Raw genomic sequence first — 24784 nt, forward strand, 5'->3', positions numbered from 1 at the left:
CGGCGGCGGGCGTACCTCCGCCTGACGGCGAGGTTCGTCGGAAGTTTGGGTGCGGCCCGGTCGCGGGCGGAGGTACGCCTATCGGACGAAGTCCATTGGCCGGGCGCGCAGCCGGAGCGCAGGCGGGGTACGCCTATTGGGCGGAGTCCGGGTTCGGGGTCGTCGCGGCGGGTTTGGTGCCGGGCACCTTGGGTTTCGCGTTGTGGGTGAAGCCGCCCGCCTCGGCCCTGGTCAGCGGGACCTTCAGCGGATGGCTGCCCAGCTGCCGCACGCAGCGGTCGATGTCGGCGAGCAGCAGATCGACCATGTCGTGGGTGAAACCGTGCCGGACGACCGCGCGCATCACCGTCTCCGAACCGCGGTCGGGCGGCAGCGGATACGCCGCGATCAGCCAGCCGCGGGTGCGCAGCCGGTCGGACAGGTCGTAGAGATTGAAACCCGGTGTGCCGGTGAGCCGCCAGCACACCGCCGCGATGCCGCGATTCGGGTCGCCATCGTGGATCAGCTCGAATCCGTCGAACGCGGTCAGCCCGTCCGCCAGGTGCCCGGCGACCCGGTAGATCGCCTCCTGCAATCGGGTGTAGCCCAGCCTGCCCAGCCGGATGAAGTCGTAGTACTGCGTGATCACCTGGCCGCCCGGCCGGGAGAAGTTGAGGTTGAAGGTGGCCATGCTGCCGCCGAGATAGTCGACGTCGAAGATCAGCTCCGCGGGCAGATCGTCGGCCGTGCGCCAGATGGCCCAGCCCGCGCCGAGCGGGGCGAGACCGGTCTTGTGGCCGGAGGAGTTGATCGATTTCACCCGTTCCAGGCGGAAGTCCCACATCAGGTCGGGGGCGGTGAACGGGGCGAGGAAGCCGCCGCTCGCCGCGTCGACGTGCAGCGGGATGTCCAGGCCGCTACTGGCTTGCAGGTCGTCCAGCGCTCGAGCGATGCCAGCGACGTCCTCGAACAATCCCGTGTAGGTCTGACCGAAGTTGGACACCACCATGACGGTGTTCGCGTCGCAGTGCGCGGCGACGTCGTCGGGGTGCAAGGTGAGCCGGTCGTCGCGCAGCGGGACCTGCCGGATCTCGACGTCGAAGTAGCGGGCGAACTTCTCCCAGCAGACCTGCACCGGTCCGCACACGAAGTTCGGCGTGCCCGTGCCGCCGCGCTTGCGCCAGCGGAATTTCGCGGCGAGCCCGCCCAGCATCGCGGCCTCGCTGGACCCGGTGGTGGAGGTGCCCAGAGTGGTCGTGGGATCCGGGGCATGCCAGAGGTCGGCCAGCATGCTCGTGCAGCGGCGCTCCAGCTCGGCTGTCTGCGGGTACTCGTCCTTGTCGACGATGTTCTTGTCCAGCGACTCGCTCATCAGCCTGCGCGCCTGGTCGTCCACCCAGGTGGTGCAGAAGGTGGCGAGGTTCATCCGCGAGACGCCGTCGAGCAGCAGTTCGTCGTGCACGATCTGATAGGCGACCTGCGGAATCGTCTCCTTCGCGGGGAAGCGTTCTTTGGGCGCGGGGTGGTCGATAGCGGGCAGTGCGAACAGATCGTCGAATTCCGGTGCAGCGGGCATCAGGGCCTCCCAGCAAGGCTGCTCATAGATTGCCACGGATCGGTTGCCGACCTCATTCTGCAATGAATGGGTTGTACAAGCGGCCAATTCGAGGCGACGTGGTGAATGCTGAGCGGCTACTGGCGCGGGCCGCTCCGATATCCGGCTCTCGCCGCCGCGCTCGTCCGCTTCGGATATCCGTGCCGGCATGTATCGGCGCGGTGTTCACACGGATGTGTGCTGACCAGGGCTTTCGCAAAGATTCGCGGACAGCATCGGTGAGGATGGGCCGACGTGGGCTGCGGCGGATCCAGGCAGACGTGCGGCAGCTGGGCGTGAACGCGCCGGTGCTCGGCGCCGGATCGGGCGGCATCGCCAACGGCGCGCCCGGCCCGGCAACCGGCCGGTGAGCTGCGGGCGCGATACGGTGTTCGCCGTCGAATCGGCCTGCGCCGTGCGGACCGGCTCGGCACTAACCTCGACGAGGTGCGAATCGAAGCTGGACGACACGATGAAGCGAGGCCGCTGCCCATGACTTCCGACGATCCGCATACCGCCGATCTGCGCTCGCGCGTCGCGGGGCTGATGGCGCAGGCCGAACGCGATCTGGCCCAATTGGTTTCGTTCAAGTCGGTGGCCGACCCGAGGCAGTTCCCCGCGGAGGAGTGCGAGCGCGCCGCGCAGTGGGTGGCCGACGCGTTCGCCGCGGTCGGGCTGACGAGGGTGGGGGTGCACGAGACGGCGGACGGCAGCAAGGCCGTGATCGCCTCGCGTCCAGCGCCTCCCGGAGCGCCGACGGTACTGCTCTACTGCCATTACGATGTGCAGCCGCCGCTGGACGAGGCGGCGTGGCGCACGCCGGTCTGGGAGCTCACCGAGAAGGACGGCCGCTGGTACGGGCGCGGCGCGGCGGACTGCAAGGGCAATATCGTCATGCACCTGACGGCCTTGCGCGCCATCGGATCCGAGCTACCCGTTGGTGTCACGCTGGTCGCCGAGGGCTCGGAGGAGCAGGGCACCGGCGGGCTGGAGAAATTCGTCGTCGACAACCCGGATCTGCTGCGCGCCGACGCCATCGTGATCGGCGACTGCGGTAACTTCGCTCTCGGCGTGCCGACCTTCACCGAGACGCTGCGTGGCAATGTCAACGTGCTGGTGACCGTGGAAACCCTTGCCGGGCCGCTGCATTCGGGCATGTTCGGCGGAGCCGCGCCGGACGCGCTCGCCACGCTGATCCACGTGCTCGCCACGCTGCGCGACGCCGACGGCAACACCACCGTGGCCGGGCTGGACAATCGGCAGCCCTGGGACGGTGTGCAATACGATCCTGACCGTTTCCGCATCGACGCAGGCGTGCTCGGCGGCGTGGACCTGGCGGGTGACGGCACGGTCGCCGAAATGCTCTGGGCCCGGCCGACTCTCACCGTGCTCGGTATCGACGCGCCGCGGGTTGTCGGCTCCTCCGCGGCGATCCAGCCCGCGGCCCGCGCCCGGCTGAACCTGCGCATTCCGCCGGGCATCGCGCCGGAGGCGGCGCACCGGGCGCTGGTCGCGCACCTGGAGGCGAACACCCCGCTGCACGCCGAGCTCACGATCGAGCTGGAGGGCATGGGAGCGCCGTTCCGGTCGGCGAGCGGCGGCCCCGCCCGCGCCGCCATGGACGCGGCGCTGGCCGCCTCCTACGGTCGGCCGACCACCACCCAGGGCCAGGGCGGTTCGATCCCGCTGTGCAACGTCTTCGCCGACACCTACCCCGATGCGGAGATCATGCTGATCGGCGTCGAGGAGCCGAAGTGCCTGATCCACGCCCCCAACGAAAGCGTGGCTCCCTCCGAGATCGAACACATGGCCCTCGCCGAAGCGCTCTTCCTCACCACCTACCGACGCTGACCTCGCAGAGACTTCACACGCTTCGCAGAGGTCACAGGCCCTGCGAAGCGTGTGGAAGGTCTGCGAAGAAGGTCAGAAGTCGCGCTGGTGCTCTGGTTCGAGGACGGTGAATTCGGTTTCGGGGGGGCGCATTTCGGTGAGTCTGCTGAAGTAGATGCCGCGCGCATCCGGGTGGATGATGCCGAAGTGGATGGGCAGGGCCGTGCGCGGGGCGACGGCGCGCAGGTAGTCGACTGCTTCGCTGATCCGCATCCACGGCGCCGCAGCGGGGATGGCCAGCACGCCGACCTGCACCGGCGGGACCCAGAGCGAGTCGCCTGGGTGCACGAGCTGGGCGGGGTCGTCGGCGGTGCCGAGCTGGAAGACGGTGTTGTCGATGACCGGGATGTCCGGATGGATCACCGCGTGCCTGCCGCCGCCGCCGGTGATCTGCAGATCGCCGAGCCGCAGCACGTTGCCCGCGTGCACGGCCTCCCACCGGTCGCCGCGCTGGGTCGCGGTCTGCGGGTCCGACAGCAGGCGGGCGTTCGGGTTGGCCTCGATCAAGGCGTCGATGCGGTTCGGGTCGATGTGGTCGGGGTGCTGGTGGGTGATCGCGATCGCGTCCAGGCCGGTGATGCCCTCGAAACCGTGCGAAAAGATGCCCGGATCGAAGAGCACCTTCGTGCCGTGCAGTTCGACGAGGATGCAGGAGTGGCCGAAATGGGCTATGCGCATGCCGCCATGCTATTGGCAGCGTGCCGATTTTCACCCGACCCCGCAGGTAGCTCGCGCAACCGGAGCAACTACGCTGCTCAGGTAACCCCCGCATACCACCTGAGGAGCAACGCGTGGCACGAGTCGTGGTCGAGGTGATGCCGAAGGCCGAGATCCTGGATCCGCAGGGGCAGGCCATTGTCGGCGCGCTCCCGCGCCTGGGATTCGCCGGGATCGCTGATGTGCGGCAGGGCAAGCGATTCGAGCTCGACGTGGACGACAGCGTCAGCGACGCCGAGCTCGAGCAGATCGCTGAAGGCCTGCTCGCCAACACCGTGATCGAGGAGTGGAAGGTGGTTCGCCTCCCATGACGGCGCGCATCGGGGTCATCACGTTTCCCGGCACGCTCGACGACGTCGACGCCGCGCGCGCGGTGCGTCTCGCCGGCGCCGAGGCGGTCAGCCTGTGGCACGCCGACGCCGACCTGAAGGAGGTCGACGCGGTGGTCGTGCCCGGCGGCTTCTCCTACGGGGACTACCTGCGCGCGGGCGCCATCGCCCGGTTCGCGCCGGCGATGGGCAAGGTCGTGCAGGCCGCGGGCAAGGGCATGCCGGTGCTCGGCATCTGCAACGGTTTCCAGGTGCTGTGCGAGGCCGGGCTGCTGCCGGGCGCGCTGACCCGCAATGAGGGCCTGCACTTCGTCTGCCGCGACGAATGGCTGACCGTCGAGTCGGTGTCCACCGCGTGGACCTCCCGCTACGAGCCGGGCGCGCAGATCCTCGTCCCGCTCAAGTCGGGTGAGGGCCGCTACCAGGCTTCGGCCGACGTGCTCGACGAGCTGGAGGGCGAGGGCCGGGTGGTCTTCCGCTACTCGGGTGACAACCCGAACGGCTCGCAGCGCGGCATCGCGGGCATCGCCTCGGCCAACGGCCGGGTGGTCGGCCTGATGCCGCACCCCGAGCACGCCACCGAGCCGCTGACCGGCCCGAGCGACGACGGTCTCGGACTGTTCCTCTCGGTGCTGGACACTCTGGTCTCGGCCTGACGCGACGCTTCGACCCGAGCCCACCCGCTTCGAAAGCCGGGTCGGCTCGGGTCTTTTCGTTTCACCAGATGCGGTCGATGAGCTCGAACTCGACGCCTTCGGCCCGCGCCAGGTAACCGGGCTGGATGGCTTGGTTGCCGACGAACCCCCGTGGACCGCCCGGCGTCTGAAAACGCACGCCGTCGGCCAGCGCGCCCTGCAGGCTCGGCACGTCCAGCGAGCCGACGGTCTCGGCCAGCCCGCGCAGGGCGTGGATGGCCTCGTAGGTGGCGTTGCTGAAGGTGGTGAGCGCGGGCGCGAAACTGCCGTGCATTCTTCGGTAGCGGGCCTTGCGGTCCAAGCCGTCGGCGAGCTTGTCGTTCAGGAAGAAGCTGGACGGCACGTAGAGGTTGTGGTTCGCTTCGGCTCCGCCGGCGAGGAGCACGTTCTCGTCGACGGCCGGGCTGACCCGTAGTTGGTCGGCGGCTCGCCCCGTGGCGCAGAACTGACGGTTGAAACGCGAGACGTCGGCGCCGACCATCAGGATGATGACGCCATCGGCGCGGTCCAGATCGGGATGGCTGAGGAAGTCGACGAAGCTCGGCGTGCCGAGCGGGACGTACCGCTCCAGCACCACGGCGCCGGGGTCGAACAGGCTGCGCCGCACCGCTTTCGCCGTCTCGCGCGGCCAGATGTAGTCGTTGCCGATGATGGCCCAGCGGCGCACGCCGAGTTCCCTGCCGAGCCAGCGCACCGCCGCGACGGTGTGGCCCGCCGGATGCTCACCGACCAGCAGCACGCCGGGCAGCTCGTCGGGCAGGCCCTCGTGACTGACCGCGAAGAGATACGGGACGCGCCCGTCGTTCGCCTTGGCCACCGCCCGGCGCACGGCGGAGGTGTGCCAGCCGGTGACGGCTTGCACCATGCCGGTGGCCAGCAGGGCGGCCACCTCGGTGGCGACCTCGTCCGGCGGCCTGCCGCCATCGATATTCGTGGTACGAATTTCGCGTCCCAGAATTCCGGTGCCACGGTTGATTTCGGATGCGGCGAGCGAAATGGCCGCATCGCAGGACGGCGCGAAGATCCCGCCAGGTCCCTGCATGGGAACGATGTTCAGGATCTCTATTACGCCGTCTGGGCTCTCGCCGACCGCTGACATTCGGTACTCTTCTTCTGGTTCGAGCGAAATTCAAAAGCAGGCGGGGAAATCAATGACGACCATTCTAAGCGGATATGGCACGCTGCATGGGGCGCTGCGTGCCGCCGAGCGCCGTTGGCTACGTCACCTCGACGCGGCTCTGAGCGCACGGCAACTTTCGCCGGATCAGTGGTCGATGCTGTGCAACCTGTCGACCGAAAACGGCATCACCATGAGCGAATTGGCCAATCGTTCGCAATTGGCGCCATCGTCGGCCACCAGGCACGCCGACTGCCTCGCCGAGCGCGGCCTGATCTTCCGGGTGGCCGCGGAGGAGGATCGGCGGCGCATCCTGATCGGGCTGAGCAGGCTGGGAGCCGAGTTGGTCGCGTCGGTGAGTGCCGAGGAGGAGATCGCCGAGCGGCAGCTGCAAACCAAGATCGGCGCGCGGCGCTACGCCGAGCTGAAGCGGCTGCTGGAGCTGGTGGCCGAGGCCTGAGTCACACTACGGTGAGCGTCTCGAAGTCGACGCCCGCCGCACGAGCCACGAAGGTCGGTCGCACGATCTGATCGCCGCGAAAGGTGAACGCGCCGTAAGGCCCTTCGAGCACCGCGCGGTCCGCCAGCGCGCCGTGGATGCGCGCCGTCTCGAACGAGCCCGCGGTGTCGACCGCGGTGCGCAGCGCGTGCAGGGAGCGGTAGACGCCGTTGGCGAATCGGCTGAAGGTGGGGGCGAATCCGTGGTGCAGCCGCAGGTATCGGTCCAGCAGATCGCGATCGTCGGCGCTGTGCCGGTCGGGGATCACGCCGGAGGGCACGTAGACATTGCGGTTCGCGTCGAGTCCGGCTGCCAGCAGGACGTTTTCGTCGATGGTTGGGCCGGTGCGGAACTGCCGGTCGGCGCGTCCCGCCGCGGTGAACGCCCGGTTGAATCGGGCGGCGTCGGCACCGACGAGCAGCAGGATCACTCCGTCGGCCGTGTCCAGTCGTGGGTCGTCGAGCACCGCGCCGAAATCCTCTGCGCCCAACGGCACGAAGTGTTCGGCGACCACCGTGTGCCGTGGTGCGAGGATCTCGCGCAGCATCGGCGCGATACGGCGGGACCACAGGTAGTCGCTGGCCACCACCGCCCAGCGCCGGGCGCCGAACTCCCGATAGAGCCAATCCACCGCGACCATGGTCTGGATGCCGGGGTGCTCGCCGATCATGAAGACTCCCGGCTCTTCGGCGGCGAGCCCGTCGTGGCCAACGCCGAACAGGCAGGGCGCGCGACCGGCCGCGGCTCGCATGATGCCGGAGCGATTCTCCGGCATCGGGATTCCGGTGACGGCGTGCACCATGCCGGTCGCCAGCAAGGCCGACACCTCGTCGTACACGCGCTGCGGCGGGCTGCCGGCGTCGATCGTGGTGACACACACTTCGCGGCCGAGAATTCCGGTCCCGCTGTTGATTTCGGCTATGGCCAGGTTCGCTGCCGCGACACAGGAGGGTCCGATGATGGCCCCTGGGCCGCGCAACGGTGCGATGTTGACGATCTCGACGACATCGTGGTGCCGCCCGCCCGACAATGTCATGCGAACCCCGTTCTGCGCGCGAGATTTGCTGGATGTTCTCGTTCGCCGCGCCGTCAGCCAGTCTAGCGGCGTTTCGCGCATTTTCGTTTCGGCGCGTCGGCGGGATTACCGCAGGGCTACAGCGGTATTACCGCTGCTGTCAATTGCCCGATAAGTCCGATATCGGAACAAGTTGCCGCACGGCGCGCCCCGTGCCGCACGGCGCGGGACTACGACCGGCGCGGCGGCTCTCTAGGATCGGTCCATGCCCGTTTCCACCACCGCCGCCACGGCCGAAGGTCTGTGTGCGTTCATCGATGACTCGCCCTCGCCGTTCCACGTGGTCCGCACGGTCGCGCTGGAGCTGGAAGCACACGGCTTCACCCGCCTCGAGGAGGCCGCGGTGTGGCCCGCCGAGTCGACCGGACGCCGCTATGTGGTGCGCGGCGGTTCGCTGGTCGCTTGGGTCGGGACCGGCAATGCCGCGGCACCGTTCCGCGTTGTCGGAGCGCACACCGACAGCCCGAACCTGCGGGTGAAGCAGCACCCGGATCTGGCGTCCGCGGGGTGGCAGCTGGTCGGGCTCGAACCGTACGGCGGCGCCTGGCTGAACTCGTGGCTGGACCGCGAGCTCGGCATCTCGGGCAGGCTGACGGTGCGTGACGGAAACTCGTTGCGCGAGCAGCTGATTCGTATCGATGATCCGATCCTGCGGGTGCCGCAGCTGGCCATCCACCTCTCCGAGGACCGGCGCGGCGTCACGTTGGACCCGCAGCGGCACGTGAACGCGGTGTGGGGCGTCGGCGACGTGCCGCGCTCGTTCCTCGCCTTCGTCGCCGAGCACGTCGAGGTGGACCCGGCCGCGGTACTCGGCTGGGAGCTGATGACGCACGTGCTGGCGCCGAGCGGCCTGGTCGGGCGGGACAGCGACCTGGTGAGCGCGCCCCGGCTGGACAACCAGGGCACCTGCTACGCCGGGCTGCGCGCGTTCCTGGCCGCCGTCGACGATCCGGGGGCGTCGGTGCCGGTGCTGGCCATGTTCGATCACGAGGAGGTCGGCAGTCAGTCCGACCGCGGCGCCCAGTCCGATCTGCTGCCCGCCGTGCTGGAGCGGATCGTGCTTGCGCGCGGCGGCGGCCGCGCCGAATACCTGGCGGCGCTGGCCGGTTCGATCTGCGCGTCCGGCGATATGGCGCACGCGACCCACCCGAACTACCCGGAGCGGCACGAGCCCGCGCACCGCATCGAGATCAACGGCGGGCCGGTGCTCAAGGTCAACCAGAACCTGCGCTACGCCACCGACGCCACCGGCGCGGGCGCGTTCGCCCTGGCGTGCGACCAGGCGGCCGTCCCGTTGCAGCGCTACGTCCACCGCGCCGACCTGCCCTGCGGTTCCACCATCGGCCCGATGACCGCTGCGCGCACCGGCATGCCGACGGTCGACGTCGGCGCGCCCCAACTGGCGATGCATTCGGCGCGAGAGTTGATGGGCGCGAACGACGTTCCCGCCTACGCGGCGGCGCTGGCGGCGTTCCTCACGCCGGTGGAGTAGTGGGCTGCCCGCCACCCGGCGGGCTGAGCCTTGCCGTGGGCGGGACCAGAGCTGGCGATGTGCTCGGCGCGAGACCTGATGAAGCCAACGATGTTCCGGGCGACGTGGCGACCTTCCCACACCGGTCGTTCAGCGAGCTGCTCCACCAGCTGATGGGTTGAGCGACCTGTTGTCGGCGCGTCTCGCTCGACGAACGCGGCGGGCTTCAGCGCGCCCCCACCTATCACCCTGGGCTCGGCGGCGCTGTTGGTATGGGCGGCAGATGAATACCACGGACTCGATCGAGTCGAGACGCCCGTTCTGTTGTAGCAGGGCGCGTGTGAACGTGATGTTCTCGCCGGTATTGGCCGCAGCGGGTTCGATGAGGATGGCGCTCTCCGGGACGCCCATGTCCATCGCATGCTCGCGATAGTGCACAGCCTCACCTCGGGGAAAGGCGCCTATCGTCGTCGGAGAGCTCCCTCCGCTGAAAACTACGATCGGGAATGTGTGTTGCCGGTACAGCGCTGCGGCCCAAGTGGCCACGCTCAGATCATGGCTGCCCAGGCCGATCCCGACGTCGGCCGAGCCCACTCGCTGATGCATCTGGTTGTAGTCCCACAGCACTTCGACGTCGGGGCGAAGGCGGTCGGGCAATGCCACCGAAGTCATGATCGAGGCGCCTTCAGTCGGGAACTTTGAAGTCGTAGGTCCACGAGAATCGTGATGCGAATCAGGCTTTCGCCGGTGCGGTTTCGGCGATGCGAGTCACAGCCGGGCGGTAGGTGATCACGGCGACGACGAAGACCGCGAAAGTCACGAGGACGTAGCTGCTGCCGAGGAGCTGTTGCCACCAGGCCCAGTCGAGTTCTCGGTCTTTCGAATGGGGCAGCAGCCATTGGGGGCCGATGAGGAACAGCACTGTGAAGGCGGCGACGGTTGTGGTGAACCAGCGTCCGCGCGGGGTTCGCGCGCGACCCTCCCGAATTCGCACGATGGCGTCGGCGGCCACGAGGAGCGCGGGCGCGACCCAGACCCAGTGGTGCGACCACGAGACCGGCGAGACCAGCAGCACCGCGGCGGCATTGACCAGCAGCGCCGCCACGGTCGCTCCCGCCTCGATGAGCCGGCGCATCCAGATCGCGGCCAGTGCGATCGCCACCAGCGAGAGGGTGATCCAGATCAGCGTGGCCGCGGAATCGGAGACGCCGAGCCGGAAGGCCATGCCCTTGAGTGATTGGTTGCCCGCGAAGTACGGCGGGCCGATGCGGCCGGTATCGGCCAGCGTGCGGAACCAGTACTCCACCGAATCGCGCGGGAACAGCAGGAATCCGAGGCCGACCGCGCCGATCGCCGACGCCACCAGCGTGCCCGCCGCCTTCCAATCCTTGCGCAACAGGAAGTACAGCAGGTAGCCCGCGGGAATCAGTTTGACCGACACCGCGATTCCGATGAGCATGCCGCGCGGCCAGAACGGCCTGCGCGCCAGGCAGTCCAGCGCGATGGCGGCCATCAGCACCAGATTGATCTGGCCGAAGCCGTAGGTCTGGCGCACCGGCTCGAGGAAGCCCGCCGCCGCGACGGCGGCGATCACCAAGGGCAGCACGGTCAGCCGGTCGAGTTCCGGCCGGATCCTGGCCAGTACCAGCCACAGCGTGATGCCGAGTGCGGCGATCGAGGTGGCGAGCACCAGCACCTCGGCCAATACCAGCGGCATCAGCGCGAGCGGCGCGAAGAACAGCGCGGCCAGCGGGGGATAGGTGAAAGGAAGGCCGATGCCGAACACCGGCGGCATCGGGCCGTACAGCTCGCCGCCGTCCAGCCACACCCGCGCGCCGTTGCGATAGACCTGGAGATCGATGTACCCGTTCCACCAGTGGACGAGCAGCGAGACCACCGCCGAGATCAGGAACAACCCGAACGCGGCGGCCAGCCAGCGCATCTGATCGGACGACAGCGGCGAACGCGGCGACGAGCCGGTCGCGGCATCCGCGACGCCGGGGCGCGCATCCTCCGTGGCAGCCTGCTGCTCGGCCGAATTCGCGACCCCCGATCGTTCACGCACCCCGACAGAGTATCGGGGCGTCGAGGCGGTCTCCGGGTCGCCCCGGACACCGCAACCCGCGACGACCGCCCGCCGATCTCGCCCGCTGACAGGGGAATCGGCGGCTCGAATCGGTGCGGGCGCCGGTCTCGGGCAACGATCCAGCGACCATGATCGAGAGCACAGTCGGATCGGGTCGCCGCGCCGCCTCGTCGTCGGCAATCCACTCCATGATCGCGGCCGAGCCCCTCACCTGCGGGCCGGTGCCACCCGCCCTCTAGACTGAGTGCCAGGCATCTCGCCGCAACCAGTGACAACGCTCGTCGCTGCGCCGCGCGCGTCCGCCCACCTTGCCGACCCCGTGTCAACCCACCCCGCCGGCTCCGCCGGCTTGCCGACCCACAGTGTTAACCCCACCCCGCCGGCTCCGCCGGCTTGCCGACCCCAAAGGCCCGGCCGAAAGGACCCTGGTACTCCGTGACTCCGCAGGTCGACACCGTCAGTGCAGCCGCAGCAACCCCCGATGTGGCGCAACCGTACAAAGAGCTGGGTCTCAAAGACGACGAGTACGCCCGCATCAAGGAGATCCTCGGCCGCAGGCCCACCGACGCCGAGCTGGCGATGTACTCGGTGATGTGGAGCGAGCACTGCTCCTACAAGTCCTCCAAGGTGCACCTGCGCTACTTCGGCCAGACCACCACCGACGAGATGCGCGAGTCCATGCTCGCGGGCATCGGCGAGAACGCGGGCGTCGTCGACGTGGGCGACGGCTGGGCGGTCACCTTCAAGGTGGAGAGCCACAACCACCCCTCCTACGTGGAGCCGTACCAGGGCGCGGCCACCGGCGTCGGCGGCATCGTGCGCGACATCATGGCGATGGGCGCGCGCCCGATCGCGGTGATGGACCAGCTGCGCTTCGGCGCGGCCGACGCGGCCGACACCCGGCGTGTGGTGGACGGCGTGGTCCGCGGCGTCGGCGGCTACGGCAACTCACTCGGCCTGCCCAATATCGGCGGCGAGACCGTCTTCGACGCCTCCTACCAGGGCAACCCACTCGTCAACGCGCTGTGCGCCGGCGTGATGCGGGTCGAGGACCTGCACCTGGCCTTCGCCTCCGGCACCGGCAACAAGATCATTCTCTTCGGTGCGCGCACCGGCCTCGACGGCATCGGCGGCGTGTCCGTGCTCGCCTCGGACACCTTCTCCGGTGACGAGTCGGGCGCGGGCCGCAAGAAGCTGCCCAGCGTCCAGGTCGGCGACCCGTTCACCGAGAAGGTGCTCATCGAGTGCTGTCTCGAGCTGTACGCGGCCAAGCTGGTCGTCGGCATCCAGGACCTCGGCGGCGCCGGGCTGTCCTGCGCCACCTCCGAACTCGCGGCCGCGGGCGACGGCGGCATGCACATCGACCTGACCAAGGTGCCGCTGCGCGCCGCCAACATGACGCCCGCGGAGATCCTGTCCAGCGAATCCCAGGAGCGCATGTGCGCCGTGGTCACTCCCGAGAACGTCGAGGCGTTCATGGCGGTGTGCCACAAGTGGGACGTGCTCGCCACCGTCATCGGTGAGGTCACCGATGGCGACCGCCTCGTGGTCACCTGGCACGGCGAGACCGTGGTGGACGTGCCGCCGCGCACGGTCGCGCACGAGGGCCCGGTGTACGAGCGCCCGGTGCAGCGCCCGGACTACCAGGACGCGCTGATCGCCGACACCCCGGACCGGCTTTCGCGTCCCAAGACCGCGGACGAGCTGCGCGCGACCCTGCTGCAGATGATCTCCAGCCCGCAGCTGTGCAGCCGCAAGTGGATCACCGAGCAGTACGACCGCTACGTGCGCGGCAACACGGTGCTCGCCGAGCACGCCGACGCGGGCGTTATCCGGATCGATGAGGAGACCGGCCGCGGCATCGCGCTGGCCACCGACGCCTCCGGCCGCTACACCAAGCTGGATCCGTACACCGGCGCGCAGCTCGCGCTTGCCGAGGCCTACCGCAACGTCGCCACCACCGGCGCGACCCCGAAGGCCGTCACCAACTGCCTCAACTTCGGCTCGCCCGAGGACCCCGGCGTGATGTGGCAGTTCCAGCAGGCCGTGCGCGGCCTCGCGGACGGCTGTGTGGCGCTTGGCATTCCGGTCACCGGTGGCAACGTCAGCTTCTACAACCAGACCGGCCAGGACGCCATCCTGCCGACGCCGGTCGTCGGCGTGCTCGGCGTCATCGACGACGTGCACCGGCGCATTCCGACCGGCCTCGGCCTCGAACCGGGCGAGACGCTGATCCTGCTCGGCGAGACCCGCGACGAGTTCGGCGGCTCCATCTGGTCGCAGGTCGCCCACGATCACCTCGGCGGCGAGCCGCCCAAGGTCGATTTCGCGCGCGAGCAGCTGCTCGCCGAGATCCTGACCGCGGGCTCGCGCGACGGCATGATCAGCGCCGCGCACGACCTGTCCGAAGGCGGCCTCGCGCAGGCCGTGGTGGAGGCCGCGCTGGCGGGCGAAACCGGTTGCCGCATTCTGCTTCCCGAGGGCGCGGACCCGTTCGTCACGCTGTTCTCCGAGTCGGCGGGCCGGGTGCTCGTCGCGGTGCCGCGGTCGGAGGAGACCCGGTTCACCAAGATGTGCGACGCGCGCGAGCTGCCGTGGGTGCGCATCGGCGTCGTCGACCAGGGCTCGGATTCCGTCGAGGTCCAGGGCCAATTCTCGGTGACCATGGCGGAATTGCGCGAAGCCTACGAGAGCACGCTGCCGAAACTGTTCGGAGCCAGCGCGATCTGACCCGCCGAGAGCGCTAGCAGGACGAACGCCCGCCTGGAGCGGGCCCGGACCCCTCGTCGCCGGGCTCGCCCAGGCGGGCGTCGTCTGTCGCCGGTCAGGGATTCTTGAACGGATCGTGTTCGGCCATCAGCTTTTCCATCCGCGCGGCGTCGATGCGGCTAGTGGTGGTGCTGGCCTCGTGCTGGTCGCGGACCACCTTGGCCAGGGTGAAGGTGCTGGTCACCAGGAACAGCACGGTCATCCCGAGGAAGCCGCGCTGCCAGACGTCCAGCGGAAGGTAGAAGATGCCGACGCCCGCCCCGAACAAGCTGATGCCGAACGCGATCGCGGCCTGCGCGACGTAGGCCGACGTGGCTTTCGGCGCTGCGTTAGGTGTGCTCATAGGTAACGAGTCTGCTGGGCGGACGGCATGCGCGACCCCGTACAACTACTCGAGCGCGGTGGGTAATCGCCGCGCGACGCGGCTGTGATGTGCGCCCGCGTCATGGCGTGCCGGTACGGGCAACCCGCCCGGCCGTCGGTGCGGAGCGCCATACTGTTCGAGTGCTCGAGAAGGCCGACACCCTGACGAAGCTGCGTACCCGCGGCGTCGTCGTGGTGCGGCGCGCCGAGGACATCATCGACCTGAACTACGTCGGTCTGATCGTGGCCACCGTCTTCTTCGCGCTGTCGGTGACGCCCTCGCTGGTGCCGAGGGACTGGCTGTTCCAGGGCCTGATCTCGGGCGTCAACGCGGCGATCGGCTACGGCCTCGGGTGCATGTTCGAATGGCTGTTCCGGCTCTGGGTGCGGCCGCGGCTGAAGATTCCGGGGCCGCCGACCCGGGTGCGTTACGCGCTGAAGTCCGCGGTGCTCGTCTCCTCCGCGGTGGCCGCCGCGCTGATGCTGGTGCAGTCGGCCCGCTGGCAGCGCGAGATCACCGCGCTGATGGGCATGGAGGGGACCACTACCCCGGCCTATCTGCGCACCGGACTGTTGAGCGTGGCGGTGGGCGTCGCGGTGGTCGCCGTCTATCGGACCGTGCGCGAGATCATCCTGTTCCTGGCCAGGCAGCTCAACCAATGGGTCCGGGTGCCGCGCGAGCTGGCCCCTACCGCGGGGGCGCTGGTGCTCGTTGTGCTGGTCGTGACGCTGTTCAACGGCGTGGCCACCGAGGCCTTCTTCACGGTCGCCAACTCGGCGTTCAGCGTGCGCAACGACCACACCTCGGCCAACGCGGTGCAGCCGCAGCAACCCGAGCGCTCGGGGAGCCCGGCATCGCTGGCGAAATGGGAGACGCTGGGCTTCGAGGGACGCTGGTTCGTCTCGAACGGACCGTCGGCGAGCCGCATCGCGGCCGTCACCGGGCAGCCGGCGCGCGAACCGATCCGGGTCTATGTCGGGCTGGAGTCGACCGACGGCGAGGCAGACCAGGACGCGCTCGCGGTGCGCGAGCTGGAGCGCACCGGAGCCTTCGACCGCAAGGCGCTCGTTGTGGTCACCACCACGGGCACCGGCTGGGTCAATTCGATGGCGGCGGGCGCGATCGAGTACATGTACGGCGGCGACACCGCCATCGTCGCGACCCAGTACTCGTATCTGCCCAGTGTGCTGTCGTTCCTCGCGGACCGGGGCAAGGCGGCCGCGGCGAGCAAGGGGCTCTTCGACGCGGTGTACGAGCGCTGGTCGGCGCGTCCGCCGCAGTCGCGACCGAAGCTGCTGGTGTATGGCGAGAGCCTCGGCTCACAGGGGTCGGAGGCCGCGTTCGACGGGCTCGCCGATCTGCGCGCCAAGGTGGACGGCGCACTATGGGTCGGTCCGCCGAATTCGAACCGCCTGTGGCGGCAGTTCGTGCAGCGGCGCGACCCGGGGTCGAGGGAGGTGGAGCCGGTGTACGCCGACGGGCTGGTTGTCCGATTCGCCGACGACGCAGGCGATCTCGCGCGTCCCGACACCGAGTGGCGGGCGCCGCGCATCGCCTACCTGATGCACCCCTCGGATCCGATCGTCTGGTGGTCGACGGATCTGATCTTCTCCCAACCGGATTGGCTCTCGGAACCGCGCGGCGCCGACGTGTCCTCGCAGATGCGATGGGCGCCGTTCGTCACCTTCTGGCAGGTCGCCGCGGATCTCACCAATGCGCAGGGCGTTTCGGACGGGCACGGGCACCGATACGGCAGCCTGGTGCTGGACGGCTGGGGCGCTATCGCGGCGCCGCCCGGTTGGAATGGCCAACTGGCGGAACGGATTCGGTTCCAGCTGGAGTCGGCGGAGGAATTCGAGCGGGAGACCAAGTGAGTCTCGGGCCGGTGTCGAAGGCGCTTGCGGGCATCGGCCTCGCGCTGCTGTGGAGCAATCGGATGCTGCCCGGTCTCGGAATCGATCAACGCGGACGCACCGCGGCCAACGCGTGCTTCGCGACCGGATACGGGCTCGCGTTCGGCGGGCGGTCCCACTGGTGGTCGGGCCGTGGGCTCGCGGTCGGCGCGTGCGCCGGAGCCCTCGTTCTCGCCGGTTACGGTGCGGCCGTGTCCATTCCGGCTCTGCGCGACGTGCTGCGCGACCTCGCTCCCGTGGGACAGGAGGTCTCGGACCTCGAATGGGTCGCCGTGCACATCCCGGTCGGCACCGTCTACAGCGAGGAGCTGATCTTCCGTTCCACGCTGGAACCCTTGCTGGACGACACCTTCGGCTCACGCCTCGGCCATCTGCTGGGCGCCGCCGCCTTCGGCCTGTGGCACATCCATCCGGCCCGCGCGGGCCTGCAGCCTATCGCGCCGACGGTTCTGGTCACCGCCGTCGGCGGCGCGATCCTCGGCCTGCTGCGCAGAAAGACCGGCAGTACGACGGCCCCGGCGATGCTGCACTGGGCGATGAACGCGGGCGGCGTGGTCGCGACCCGCCTCGCGCTCCCACGGCCCATGCCGTAGTCCCGCGCGTCGGCGCGGTGAAATCGGGAATGCACGCGGCGGGTGGGTGTTGGATCAACTCGTGAAACTCGATGACGCCGCGCGCGCACTGATCGGATCCGGTGCCGACGCCACGCTGGTCACGCTCAATCCCGACGGCAGCCCGCAGGTGAGCCTGGTCTGGGTCGCGCTGCAATCGACTCCCGAGGGCGACGAGCTCGTCACCGCACACCTCGGCGAGTACAAGAAGGTCCGCAACGTGCGGCGCGACGGCCGCGTCGCGCTCACCGTCGTCTCCAGGGAACGCGGCGAGATCATGACGCCGTACCTGACGGTCACCGGCACGGCCCGCATCGTCGAGGGCGGTGCGCCGGAGCTGCTGAAGGAACTCGCGCGGACGATGGCACCCGGCGTGCCCTTCCCGCCCGAGGACGCGCCGGAAGGATTCCTCACCCGCGTCCGGATCGAGAAGGTCGGCGGCATCGGTCCCTGGGCTTCCTGAGCGAAATCAGGAGGCGGCGCTCCGATCTGGCTCTCGATCTCGCTCGGTAATCTCGGCGCTGTGGGACGACGAGCGACGGTGGATCCGGCGGAGACGCGGTCGGCGGTGGCCGCGGTGGGCGCGTGGCTGCGCGACGAGACAGCTGCTCAGCCAACCCGCCCCGAATTGGCGGCGGCGGTCAGGACAACTGTGCGGACGCTGGCCGCCAACGCGCCGGGCCATTCCGTCGAGGTGCGGGTCCCGCCGTTCGTCGCGGTGCAGTGCATCGAGGGCCCGCGCCACACCCGCGGCACCCCGCCCAATGTGGTGGAGACCGATCCGCGCACCTGGCTGCTGCTGGCCACCGGCCTGCTCGATTTCGACGCCGCGGTCCGCTCCGGAGCGCTCACCGCCTCCGGCAGCCGGGCCGCCGAGGTCGCGCACTGGCTGCCGATCCTGCGCCCAGCGGCCGACTGATTCGAGCGAACTGCCTTTCGGCTCGGACGACCTACTGCGTCTCGGTGGCTCCCAGTTCATGCGGGTATGGCTCGCGACCGTCCGATAGTGACGACCGGCAACTACGCGGTGGCGGGTGCGGAACTGCCGCGGTGCAGGCCCTTGTAGTCGTAGTAGCGGGTGACGACCGCCCCGAGGACGAGCCCGATGATCAGCCCGGCCAACGTCATCCAGACGCCCCGCGCCAGCCCCGCGGACCACCTGGCGTCGAAGTACAGGATCGATCGGACGGCCAGGAACACCTGGTGCATCGGCTCGAAATGGGCCAGCCAGCCGAAGTACTTGGGCGTCGCCTCGATCGGCACCGTGCCGCCCGAGGACGGCAGGCCGAGCACGATGAACAGGATCAGGTTCACCAGCAATCCCGCCGAGCCGATGGCCGCGAGGATCGACAGGCCGGTGATGCCGACCGCGGTGATCGCGAACGCGCCGTAGACGAACAGTGAAAACGGTTCGTTGATCGGCATGCCGAGCCCCTTGGCCACCAGTAGATAGATCAGCGAGACGACGTTCGCCATGAGGATCATCACGCCCCACTTGATCAGCAGGGTCTTGAACCGGGATATCGGGGTTGGCGGGTAGTGGACGTACCACGGGCCGTACTCGGTGGGCACGAAGCCGAGGGCGGCGTCCACCATGGTGTGGATCGTCATCGAGCCGATCACGCCGGCGAGCAGCAGCAAAAGTGCGTAGAAGAACGCGGTGAGGCCCTGTCCGGTGTGGCCGGGCAGCGGGTGGTACTGCTCGACGATCAGCTGTAGCGGGCTGGCCAGCGCGATGCGGGTGGCCCCGCTGAGTTCCGGCGCCTGCCCGCCCTCAGGCGGCGCGAGCTGGGACTGCACCTGCTGGGTCAGCTGCTCGCCGACCTTCTTGTTCACCTGGGGGAACGCCGTGTCGCCGACGCGGATGACGATCGAGGAGGCGTACGCGCCCATGCGCGGGTTGGTCTGCAACGTGATGATGGGCTGTTCGATGTCGCCGGGGACCACGCTGCCGACACCGAGGATGCCGAGTCGCTTGCTGAAGTCGCTCGGGATGATGATCGCGCCGTAGATCTCGCCGGATTGCATCTGCCGCCCGGCCTCGGTGATCCCGAGGACCCGCAGATCGAATTTGTCGGCAGGTATGGACTCGCGCAGCCCCTCGGCCACTTCGTCGCCGAAATTCACCCGCTGTTGCTGCCCCGGCGCGCCCATCGTCTCGCCGACGTCCTGGTTGACGAGCGCGATGGGGAAGTCGTGCAGATTCTGCTCGGGATCGATGACGTAATCCAGGTACATGATGCCGAGCAGGGTGGTCAGCAGGGTGAGCACCACCACGGGGGAGGCCACCATGCGCAGTAGTGAACGACGGTCGAGCCGCCGAGCGTTCGGTTCCGTACCGCTGGTGCTGTCCGGGGTCGCCACGAATGGACGGTACCGCCGTCGCCCTGGGCTTTCGGGTGATCGACACGGGAATTGCTGCCGGGATGCAGTGGCCGTGATCGCCCTCGAACTTTCACCCGTAGAATGACTGGTGCCCCCAGCCCGCCCGAACAGGGAGCAAACGGTGACCAACGCCGAAGTATCGGTCGACAACCTCGCAGCCACCCCCGATGAGGACGAGAACGAGCCGCGCGAGGAGTGTGGTGTCTTCGGTGTCTGGGCGCCGAGCGAGGACGTGGCCAAGCTCACGTATTACGGCCTCTATGCCCTGCAACACCGCGGCCAGGAGGCGGCGGGCATCGCGGTATCGGACGGTCAGCAGATCTTGGTCTTCAAGGATCTCGGGCTGGTCTCGCAGGTGTTCGACGAGCAGACGCTGGCCGCCATGCCTGGCCACATCGCCGTCGGCCACTGCCGCTACTCCACCACCGGCGGTGTGACGTGGGAGAACGCGCAGCCGATCTTCCGCACCACCGCGGTCGGTTCCGGGCTCGCGCTTGGACACAACGGCAATCTGGTCAACACCGCCGAACTGGCAAGCCGCGCACGGGAACTCGGGCTGATCGGCAATCCGGTCTCCGGTGGCCGCCCGCAGCCGGTCGGCGCGACCTCCGACTCCGACGTGATGACCGCGCTGCTCGCGCACGCCGCCGCCGACTCCAGCATCGAGCAGGCGGCCATGAAGCTGCTGCCCACCCTGAAGGGCGCCTTCTGCCTGACCTTCATGGACGAGCACACCCTCTACGCCGCGCGCGACCCGCACGGCGTGCGTCCGCTCTGCCTCGGCAGGCTCGAGCGTGGCTGGGTCGTTGCCAGCGAGACGGCGGCGCTCGACATCGTCGGCGCGGCCTTCGTCCGTGAGATCGAGCCGGGCGAACTGCTGGCGATCGACGCCGATGGCGTGCGTTCGATGCGCTTCGCCAACCCCGAGCCCAAGGGCTGCGTCTTCGAATACGTGTACCTGGCCAGGCCAGATTCCACCATCGCGGGCCGTTCGGTGCACGCGACCCGCGTCGAGATCGGCCGCAGGCTGGCCAAGGAGCATCCGGTCGAGGCCGACCTGGTGATCCCGGTGCCGGAATCGGGCACCCCGGCCGCCGTCGGTTACGCGCAGGGTTCCGGCGTGCCCTACGGGCAGGGCCTGATGAAGAACGCCTACGTGGGCCGCACCTTCATCCAGCCGAGCCAGACCATCCGCCAGCTCGGCATCCGGCTCAAGCTGAACCCGCTGCGCGAGGTGATCCGCGGCAAGCGGCTGATCGTGGTGGACGACTCGATCGTGCGCGGCAACACCCAGCGCGCCCTGGTGCGGATGCTGCGCGAGGCGGGCGCGGTGGAGATCCACGTGCGGATCGCCTCGCCGCCGGTGAAGTGGCCTTGCTTCTACGGCATCGACTTCGCCTCGCGTGCGGAGCTGATCGCCAACGGCGCGGGCGCCGACGACAGCTACGACGACATGGTCGAGAACGTGCGCCGCTCGATCGGCGCCGACAGCCTCGGCTACATCTCCACCGAGGGCATGATCGCCGCGACCGAGCAGCCGCGCACCCGCCTGTGTAGCGCGTGCTTCGACGGCACCTACCCGATCCCGCTGCCGCAGGAGGCCTCGATCGGCAAGAACCTGCTGGAGGGCATGCTGACGGGTCAGCCGGAATCGGTGCTGCTCGGCGACAACGCCAACGCGAGCGCGCTCAGCAGGCCGTAAGGCCGCTCAGCGCGGAAGGTGATCGGCGAGCCACCGCGCGAACGCGGCGTCGAGCTCCGTGGCGGTGGGGACCGGTTCCCGGCCCACCTTCGGGATGTCCATCCGCGGCAGATGGTCGTAGGCGTAGCGGATGAACTGCCAGGCGCCGTTCTTGCGCACCTTCAGCACGGCGGGCATCGCGGCCGCGAGGCGTAGTTCGACCAGCCAGTAGCGGTCGAACAGCGCGCCCTCGGTGCCGATGCCGAGTTCCGCTGCTGCGGCGAATTCGCCGAACGCGGGCGTCGATCATGGCAGTGACGGCGGCGAAGTTCCCGGCGAGCCCGCGCTGTCGGTTCGCGGCCCGCGCGGCCTCGGCGCGACGTAGTTCCCGCGCGTCGTCCGCCATCCCCCGTGCGGAGAGCATAGCGACGGGGATCCGGCGCACTCAGTGGTTCGGCCGGTCATGGTTCGGCCGCGCGAGGGTTTGACTGCTCGAGGGTTCGACTGCTCGAGGTTTGGCTCAGCGCCGAAATGGGTAAGGCCGCAACGGTGTCCGTCGGTGTGACTTGGCATGCTCGAGACGCCGCGACCTCGTTCTTTCCGCGTTCTTGGACATTCGACCGGGCGATGCCGGTGTGGCCGTGCACGGTTCGCGACGGGCGATAGCAGCCCGGTGATTTTTCTTTTGAAAATGCAATGTGCCGGAAATGGTTCGTGGGTACGGTCGCCAGCTATATCGGAAGTTCACCGCGTCCGGACCGGGCCTGTGATCCAGGTGTCGCGGTGCGGCGCGCTCGAAGAAGTGGGGCCGGATGATGAGGGTTTCGAGGACGCCGGGCGGGCGGAGACGAGCGAAAGGCATTGCGGCGGTCGGGCTCGCGGCGCTGGTGGCGTCGCTGCTCGCGGGCTGTGGATCTGGGCGGACGGGCGACGGAGACGACGGCGCCGGGCTGATCGTCGGCACCACGGACAAGATCTTCTCGCTCGATCCTGCCGCCGCCTACGACAACGGATCGCTGGTCGCCGAGACGCAGATCTACCAGTACCTGCTGAATTTCGCGCCCGGCGACCCGACCCCGAAACCGGACGCGGCCGAGAAGTGCGAGTTCACCACGCCGACGGTGTACACCTGCACGTTGCAGGCCGGGCTGAAGTTCGCCAACGGAAATCCGTTGACCGCCAAGAGCGTCAAGTTCTCCTTCGACCGCATGCTCGGCATCAACGACCCGAACGGCCCCGCCTCGCTGCTCGGCAACCTGGACAAAACCGATGTGGTCGACGACCGCACCGTCGCCTTCACGCTGAAGGTCCCCAACGACCAGACCTTCCCGGCGATCCTGCCCACCCAGGCGGGGCCGATCGTGGACGAGCAGGTCTTCCCGGCCGACAAGGTGATGGCCGACGAGGACGTGGTGCGCGCCAAGGGCTACTCCGGCCCGTACACGATCACCAGCTACGACAAGAACAAACTGGTCGAGTACCAGGCGAATCCGGATTACCGCGGCATTCTCGGCACCCCGAAGACGCCGCGCATCTCGGCGAAGTACTACGCCACCACCGACAACATGAAGCTGGACCTGCAGAGCGGTGCGATCGACGCAGGCTACCGCTCGCTGACGCCCACCGACATCGAGGGTCTGCGCGGCAGCGACAAGGTCAAGGTGCTGGACGGTCCCGGCGGCGAGTTGCGCTACATCGTCTTCAACATGAACACCATGCCCGGCGGCACACCGGAGCAGAAGCTGGCGGTGCGCAAGGCGGTCGCGTCGTCCCTGGACCGGGCCGCGCTGGCACGCGACGTATACAAGGACACCTATGTTCCGGCGTATTCGTCCGTGCCGCAGGGTATTCCGGGCGCCGCCGAACCGTTCAAGGAGATCTACGGCGCGGGCCCGAACAAGGACGCGGCCGCGAAATTCCTCGCCGACGCGGGCGTCGCGGCACCGGTGGAGCTCAACCTCCAGTACAACCCCGACCACTACGGCTCCAGCAGCACCGAGGAATACAAGGCGATCAAGGCGCAGCTGGAGGGCACCGGCCTGTTCCGGGTGAACCTCCAGTCCACGGAATGGGTGAGCTACCAACGGGAACGGGCGCGCGACGCGTATCCGCTCTACCAGTTCGGGTGGTTCCCCGACTTCCCGGACCCGGACAACTACCTCTCGCCGTTCTTCGGCCCCAACAACTTCCTGCAGTCGCACTTCGAGGATCCCGCCATCACCGCGCAGCTGGTCGGTGAGGCGACCCAGCCGGACCGGGATCGCAGGCTCCAGCAGATCCAGCAGGTGCAGCGCGATCTGGCGCAGAACTTCCTGCCGATCGTTCCGCTGTTGTCCGGCAAGCAGATCGGCGTCGCGGCCAACGGCGTGCAGGGGATGGAGGAGACGCTGGATCTGTCGTTCAAGTTCCGCTACACGGTGCTGAGCAAGTGACGTCGGAGGGGACCGGGCCCGCGGCGATCGCGCCGCGGGCCCGGCGGTTCACGCTGCCGCGGGCGGGTGGGGATTCCCGCGGGCCGGCACTGGCCAGGTACCTGGGGGTGCGGCTGCTGCTGATCCCGGTGACGGCCTGGATCCTGGTGACCGCGGTGTTCTTCCTGATGCGAGTGATCGGCGATCCGATCGAGGCCTCGCTGGGCGGGCGGCTGCCGCCGGACCAGATCGAGCAGCGGCGTGAGGCGGCGGGCTTGAACCGGCCGATACTCGTGCAGTACTGGGAGTATCTCTCGGGCCTCGCGCGCGGTGATTTCGGGCAGACCCAGGACCACCGGATGGTCGCCGACGTCATCGCCACCCGCGGCGCGGCGACCCTGGAACTGGTCTGCTGGGCGCTGCTCGTCGCCTTCGCGATCGGCGTCCCGCTCGGCAGATACGCCGCGACGCACCGGGATTCGGCGCGCGATGCGACCCTGCGGTTGTTCGCCATCCTGGCCTACGCGGCGCCGGTGTTCTTCGTCGGACTGTTGCTCAAGCTTTTGTTCGCGGTGCGGCTCGGCTGGCTGCCGGTCTCCGGTCGGGCGAGCGCCGACGTGGAACTGCGGCTGCAGCACGTCTCGCCGAAGACCGACATCATGGTGGTCGACGCGATCCTCTACGGCGACAGCGCCTATCTGATCGACGTGCTGAAACACGCGGTGCTGCCCGCGATCGCGCTGGGCTTGCTGACCGCGGGGGTGTTTCTGCGGCTGGTGCGGATCAACCTGATCCAGACCTTGCGCAGCGACTACGTGGACGCGGCGCGGGCGCGTGGCCTGTCCGCACGGGTGGTCACCGGCAGGCATGCCGTGCGCAACGCCATGATCCCGATCGTCACGGTGATGGGCATGTACATCGCCATGATGCTCGGCGGCGCGGTGCTCACCGAGATGACCTTCGAATGGAAGGGACTCGGCTTCGAGCTCGCCGAATACCTCAAGGCACGCGACTTCATTGCGGTGCAGGGCATCGTCGCGTTCATCGCGCTGGTCGTCGCGGTGATGAGCTTCGTGGTGGATGCCCTTGTCGCGCTGATCGATCCGAGGGTGAGGTTCTGATGACCGCTCCGGAACTGGTGACCGAGCCCGCCCCCGTGCTCGCGCCGCGCCGGGGACTTCCCGGCCTTCGGTTGTTC

Annotated in this window: 23 protein-coding genes; 14 read left to right on the forward strand and 9 right to left on the reverse strand. The window is 68.8% G+C overall.

Features of this window, described 5'->3' with window-relative positions; all coding sequences use genetic code 11:
* Positions 1 to 133 precede the first annotated feature (133 nt).
* Complete coding sequence (locus AB0H50_RS21620) at positions 134 to 1555, reverse strand: glutamate decarboxylase (protein WP_357455433.1); 1422 nt, start codon at positions 1553 to 1555, stop codon at positions 134 to 136.
* A 263-nt stretch (positions 1556 to 1818) separates the two neighbouring features.
* Here AB0H50_RS21620 and AB0H50_RS21625 point away from each other — a divergent pair, with 263 nt between their 5' ends.
* Positions 1819 to 1944, forward strand: a complete 126-nt coding sequence (locus AB0H50_RS21625; RefSeq protein WP_357455436.1) for a hypothetical protein — start codon at positions 1819 to 1821, stop codon at positions 1942 to 1944.
* Positions 1945 to 2065: 121 nt separating this feature from the next.
* Positions 2066 to 3424 (forward strand): dipeptidase, encoded by a 1359-nt coding sequence (locus AB0H50_RS21630; protein ID WP_357455438.1) that lies wholly within the window; start codon positions 2066 to 2068, stop codon positions 3422 to 3424.
* 72 nt (positions 3425 to 3496) lie between these two features.
* Here AB0H50_RS21630 and AB0H50_RS21635 read toward each other — a convergent pair whose 3' ends face one another.
* Positions 3497 to 4141, reverse strand: coding sequence for an MBL fold metallo-hydrolase (locus AB0H50_RS21635; protein ID WP_357455440.1), 645 nt, complete (start codon positions 4139 to 4141; stop codon positions 3497 to 3499).
* 113 nt (positions 4142 to 4254) lie between these two features.
* On the opposite strand from AB0H50_RS21635, the gene purS reads away from it, so the two are divergent.
* Together purS and purQ are read left to right on the forward strand one after the other, a co-directional pair.
* A complete protein-coding gene (gene purS, locus AB0H50_RS21640; protein WP_067841963.1) occupies positions 4255 to 4491 on the forward strand; it encodes a phosphoribosylformylglycinamidine synthase subunit PurS in 237 nt (78 codons plus the stop codon).
* On the forward strand, positions 4488 to 5165 hold the full coding sequence (gene purQ / locus AB0H50_RS21645) for a phosphoribosylformylglycinamidine synthase subunit PurQ (RefSeq protein ID WP_357455442.1): 678 nt from the start codon (positions 4488 to 4490) through the stop codon (positions 5163 to 5165). Before purS ends, purQ begins: the two co-directional genes overlap by 4 nt.
* Positions 5166 to 5226: 61 nt before the next feature.
* Here purQ and AB0H50_RS21650 read toward each other — a convergent pair whose 3' ends face one another.
* Positions 5227 to 6246, reverse strand: a complete 1020-nt coding sequence (locus AB0H50_RS21650) for a substrate-binding domain-containing protein (RefSeq protein WP_357455445.1) — start codon at positions 6244 to 6246, stop codon at positions 5227 to 5229.
* Here AB0H50_RS21650 and AB0H50_RS21655 point away from each other — a divergent pair.
* Positions 6245 to 6781: a MarR family transcriptional regulator gene (locus tag AB0H50_RS21655; protein ID WP_357455448.1), complete on the forward strand. Its 537-nt coding sequence runs from the start codon at positions 6245 to 6247 to the stop codon at positions 6779 to 6781. The genes AB0H50_RS21650 and AB0H50_RS21655 overlap by 2 nt on opposite strands.
* A 1-nt stretch (position 6782) precedes the next feature.
* Here the strand turns inward: AB0H50_RS21655 and AB0H50_RS21660 are convergent, their stop codons facing one another.
* Positions 6783 to 7856, reverse strand: a complete 1074-nt coding sequence (locus AB0H50_RS21660; RefSeq protein ID WP_357455451.1) for an ABC transporter substrate-binding protein — start codon at positions 7854 to 7856, stop codon at positions 6783 to 6785.
* Positions 7857 to 8100: 244 nt separating this feature from the next.
* On the opposite strand from AB0H50_RS21660, the gene AB0H50_RS21665 reads away from it, so the two are divergent.
* Positions 8101 to 9387 carry a M18 family aminopeptidase gene (locus AB0H50_RS21665; protein ID WP_357455452.1) on the forward strand — a complete coding sequence of 429 codons (1287 nt, stop codon included), beginning with the start codon at positions 8101 to 8103 and terminating at the stop codon, positions 9385 to 9387.
* Positions 9388 to 9516: 129 nt separating this feature from the next.
* Here AB0H50_RS21665 and AB0H50_RS21670 read toward each other — a convergent pair whose 3' ends face one another.
* A complete protein-coding gene (locus AB0H50_RS21670; RefSeq protein ID WP_357455455.1) occupies positions 9517 to 10029 on the reverse strand; it encodes a YdcF family protein in 513 nt (170 codons plus the stop codon).
* A 70-nt stretch (positions 10030 to 10099) separates the two neighbouring features.
* Positions 10100 to 11431 carry a glycosyltransferase 87 family protein gene (locus AB0H50_RS21675; RefSeq protein WP_357455458.1) on the reverse strand — a complete coding sequence of 444 codons (1332 nt, stop codon included), beginning with the start codon at positions 11429 to 11431 and terminating at the stop codon, positions 10100 to 10102.
* Positions 11432 to 11887: 456 nt separating this feature from the next.
* Here AB0H50_RS21675 and purL point away from each other — a divergent pair, with 456 nt between their 5' ends.
* Complete coding sequence (purL, locus tag AB0H50_RS21680) at positions 11888 to 14182, forward strand: phosphoribosylformylglycinamidine synthase subunit PurL (RefSeq protein WP_357455461.1); 2295 nt, start codon at positions 11888 to 11890, stop codon at positions 14180 to 14182.
* A gap of 94 nt (positions 14183 to 14276) precedes the next feature.
* On the opposite strand, the gene AB0H50_RS21685 is transcribed toward purL, so the two are convergent.
* Positions 14277 to 14564, reverse strand: coding sequence for a YiaA/YiaB family inner membrane protein (locus AB0H50_RS21685; protein ID WP_068055861.1), 288 nt, complete (start codon positions 14562 to 14564; stop codon positions 14277 to 14279).
* 161 nt (positions 14565 to 14725) lie between these two features.
* On the opposite strand from AB0H50_RS21685, the gene AB0H50_RS21690 reads away from it, so the two are divergent.
* The 4 genes from AB0H50_RS21690 (at position 14726) to AB0H50_RS21705 (ending at position 18028) form a co-directional block, all read left to right on the forward strand.
* On the forward strand, positions 14726 to 16459 hold the full coding sequence (locus AB0H50_RS21690; RefSeq protein WP_357455464.1) for an alpha/beta hydrolase: 1734 nt from the start codon (positions 14726 to 14728) through the stop codon (positions 16457 to 16459).
* A gap of 11 nt (positions 16460 to 16470) precedes the next feature.
* On the forward strand, positions 16471 to 17091 hold the full coding sequence (locus AB0H50_RS21695) for a CPBP family intramembrane glutamic endopeptidase (protein WP_357455467.1): 621 nt from the start codon (positions 16471 to 16473) through the stop codon (positions 17089 to 17091).
* Positions 17092 to 17152: 61 nt separating this feature from the next.
* The gene (locus tag AB0H50_RS21700) at positions 17153 to 17572 is read left to right on the forward strand and encodes a PPOX class F420-dependent oxidoreductase (protein ID WP_357455470.1); all 420 of its coding nucleotides are present in this window, start codon (positions 17153 to 17155) and stop codon (positions 17570 to 17572) included.
* Positions 17573 to 17632: 60 nt separating this feature from the next.
* Positions 17633 to 18028 carry a sterol carrier family protein gene (locus AB0H50_RS21705; protein WP_357455473.1) on the forward strand — a complete coding sequence of 132 codons (396 nt, stop codon included), beginning with the start codon at positions 17633 to 17635 and terminating at the stop codon, positions 18026 to 18028.
* Positions 18029 to 18129: 101 nt separating this feature from the next.
* Here AB0H50_RS21705 and AB0H50_RS21710 read toward each other — a convergent pair whose 3' ends face one another.
* Positions 18130 to 19401, reverse strand: coding sequence for a DUF3533 domain-containing protein (locus AB0H50_RS21710; RefSeq protein WP_357456102.1), 1272 nt, complete (start codon positions 19399 to 19401; stop codon positions 18130 to 18132).
* Between the two features lie 214 nt (positions 19402 to 19615).
* On the opposite strand from AB0H50_RS21710, the gene purF reads away from it, so the two are divergent.
* Complete coding sequence (gene purF, locus AB0H50_RS21715; RefSeq protein WP_357455476.1) at positions 19616 to 21196, forward strand: amidophosphoribosyltransferase; 1581 nt, start codon at positions 19616 to 19618, stop codon at positions 21194 to 21196.
* A 6-nt stretch (positions 21197 to 21202) separates the two neighbouring features.
* Here the strand turns inward: purF and AB0H50_RS21720 are convergent, their stop codons facing one another.
* A complete protein-coding gene (locus tag AB0H50_RS21720; protein ID WP_357455479.1) occupies positions 21203 to 21373 on the reverse strand; it encodes a hypothetical protein in 171 nt (56 codons plus the stop codon).
* 617 nt (positions 21374 to 21990) lie between these two features.
* On the opposite strand from AB0H50_RS21720, the gene AB0H50_RS21725 reads away from it, so the two are divergent.
* Together AB0H50_RS21725 and AB0H50_RS21730 are read left to right on the forward strand one after the other, a co-directional pair.
* Complete coding sequence (locus AB0H50_RS21725) at positions 21991 to 23607, forward strand: ABC transporter substrate-binding protein (protein ID WP_357456105.1); 1617 nt, start codon at positions 21991 to 21993, stop codon at positions 23605 to 23607.
* An 89-nt stretch (positions 23608 to 23696) separates the two neighbouring features.
* Entirely contained in the window at positions 23697 to 24707 is a 1011-nt protein-coding gene (locus AB0H50_RS21730; protein WP_357456108.1) for an ABC transporter permease, read from the forward strand.
* The last annotated feature ends 77 nt before the right edge of the window (positions 24708 to 24784 follow it).

It is taken from the genome of Nocardia sp. NPDC050793 (assembly GCF_040654065.1).
GTDB lineage: Bacteria > Actinomycetota > Actinomycetes > Mycobacteriales > Mycobacteriaceae > Nocardia.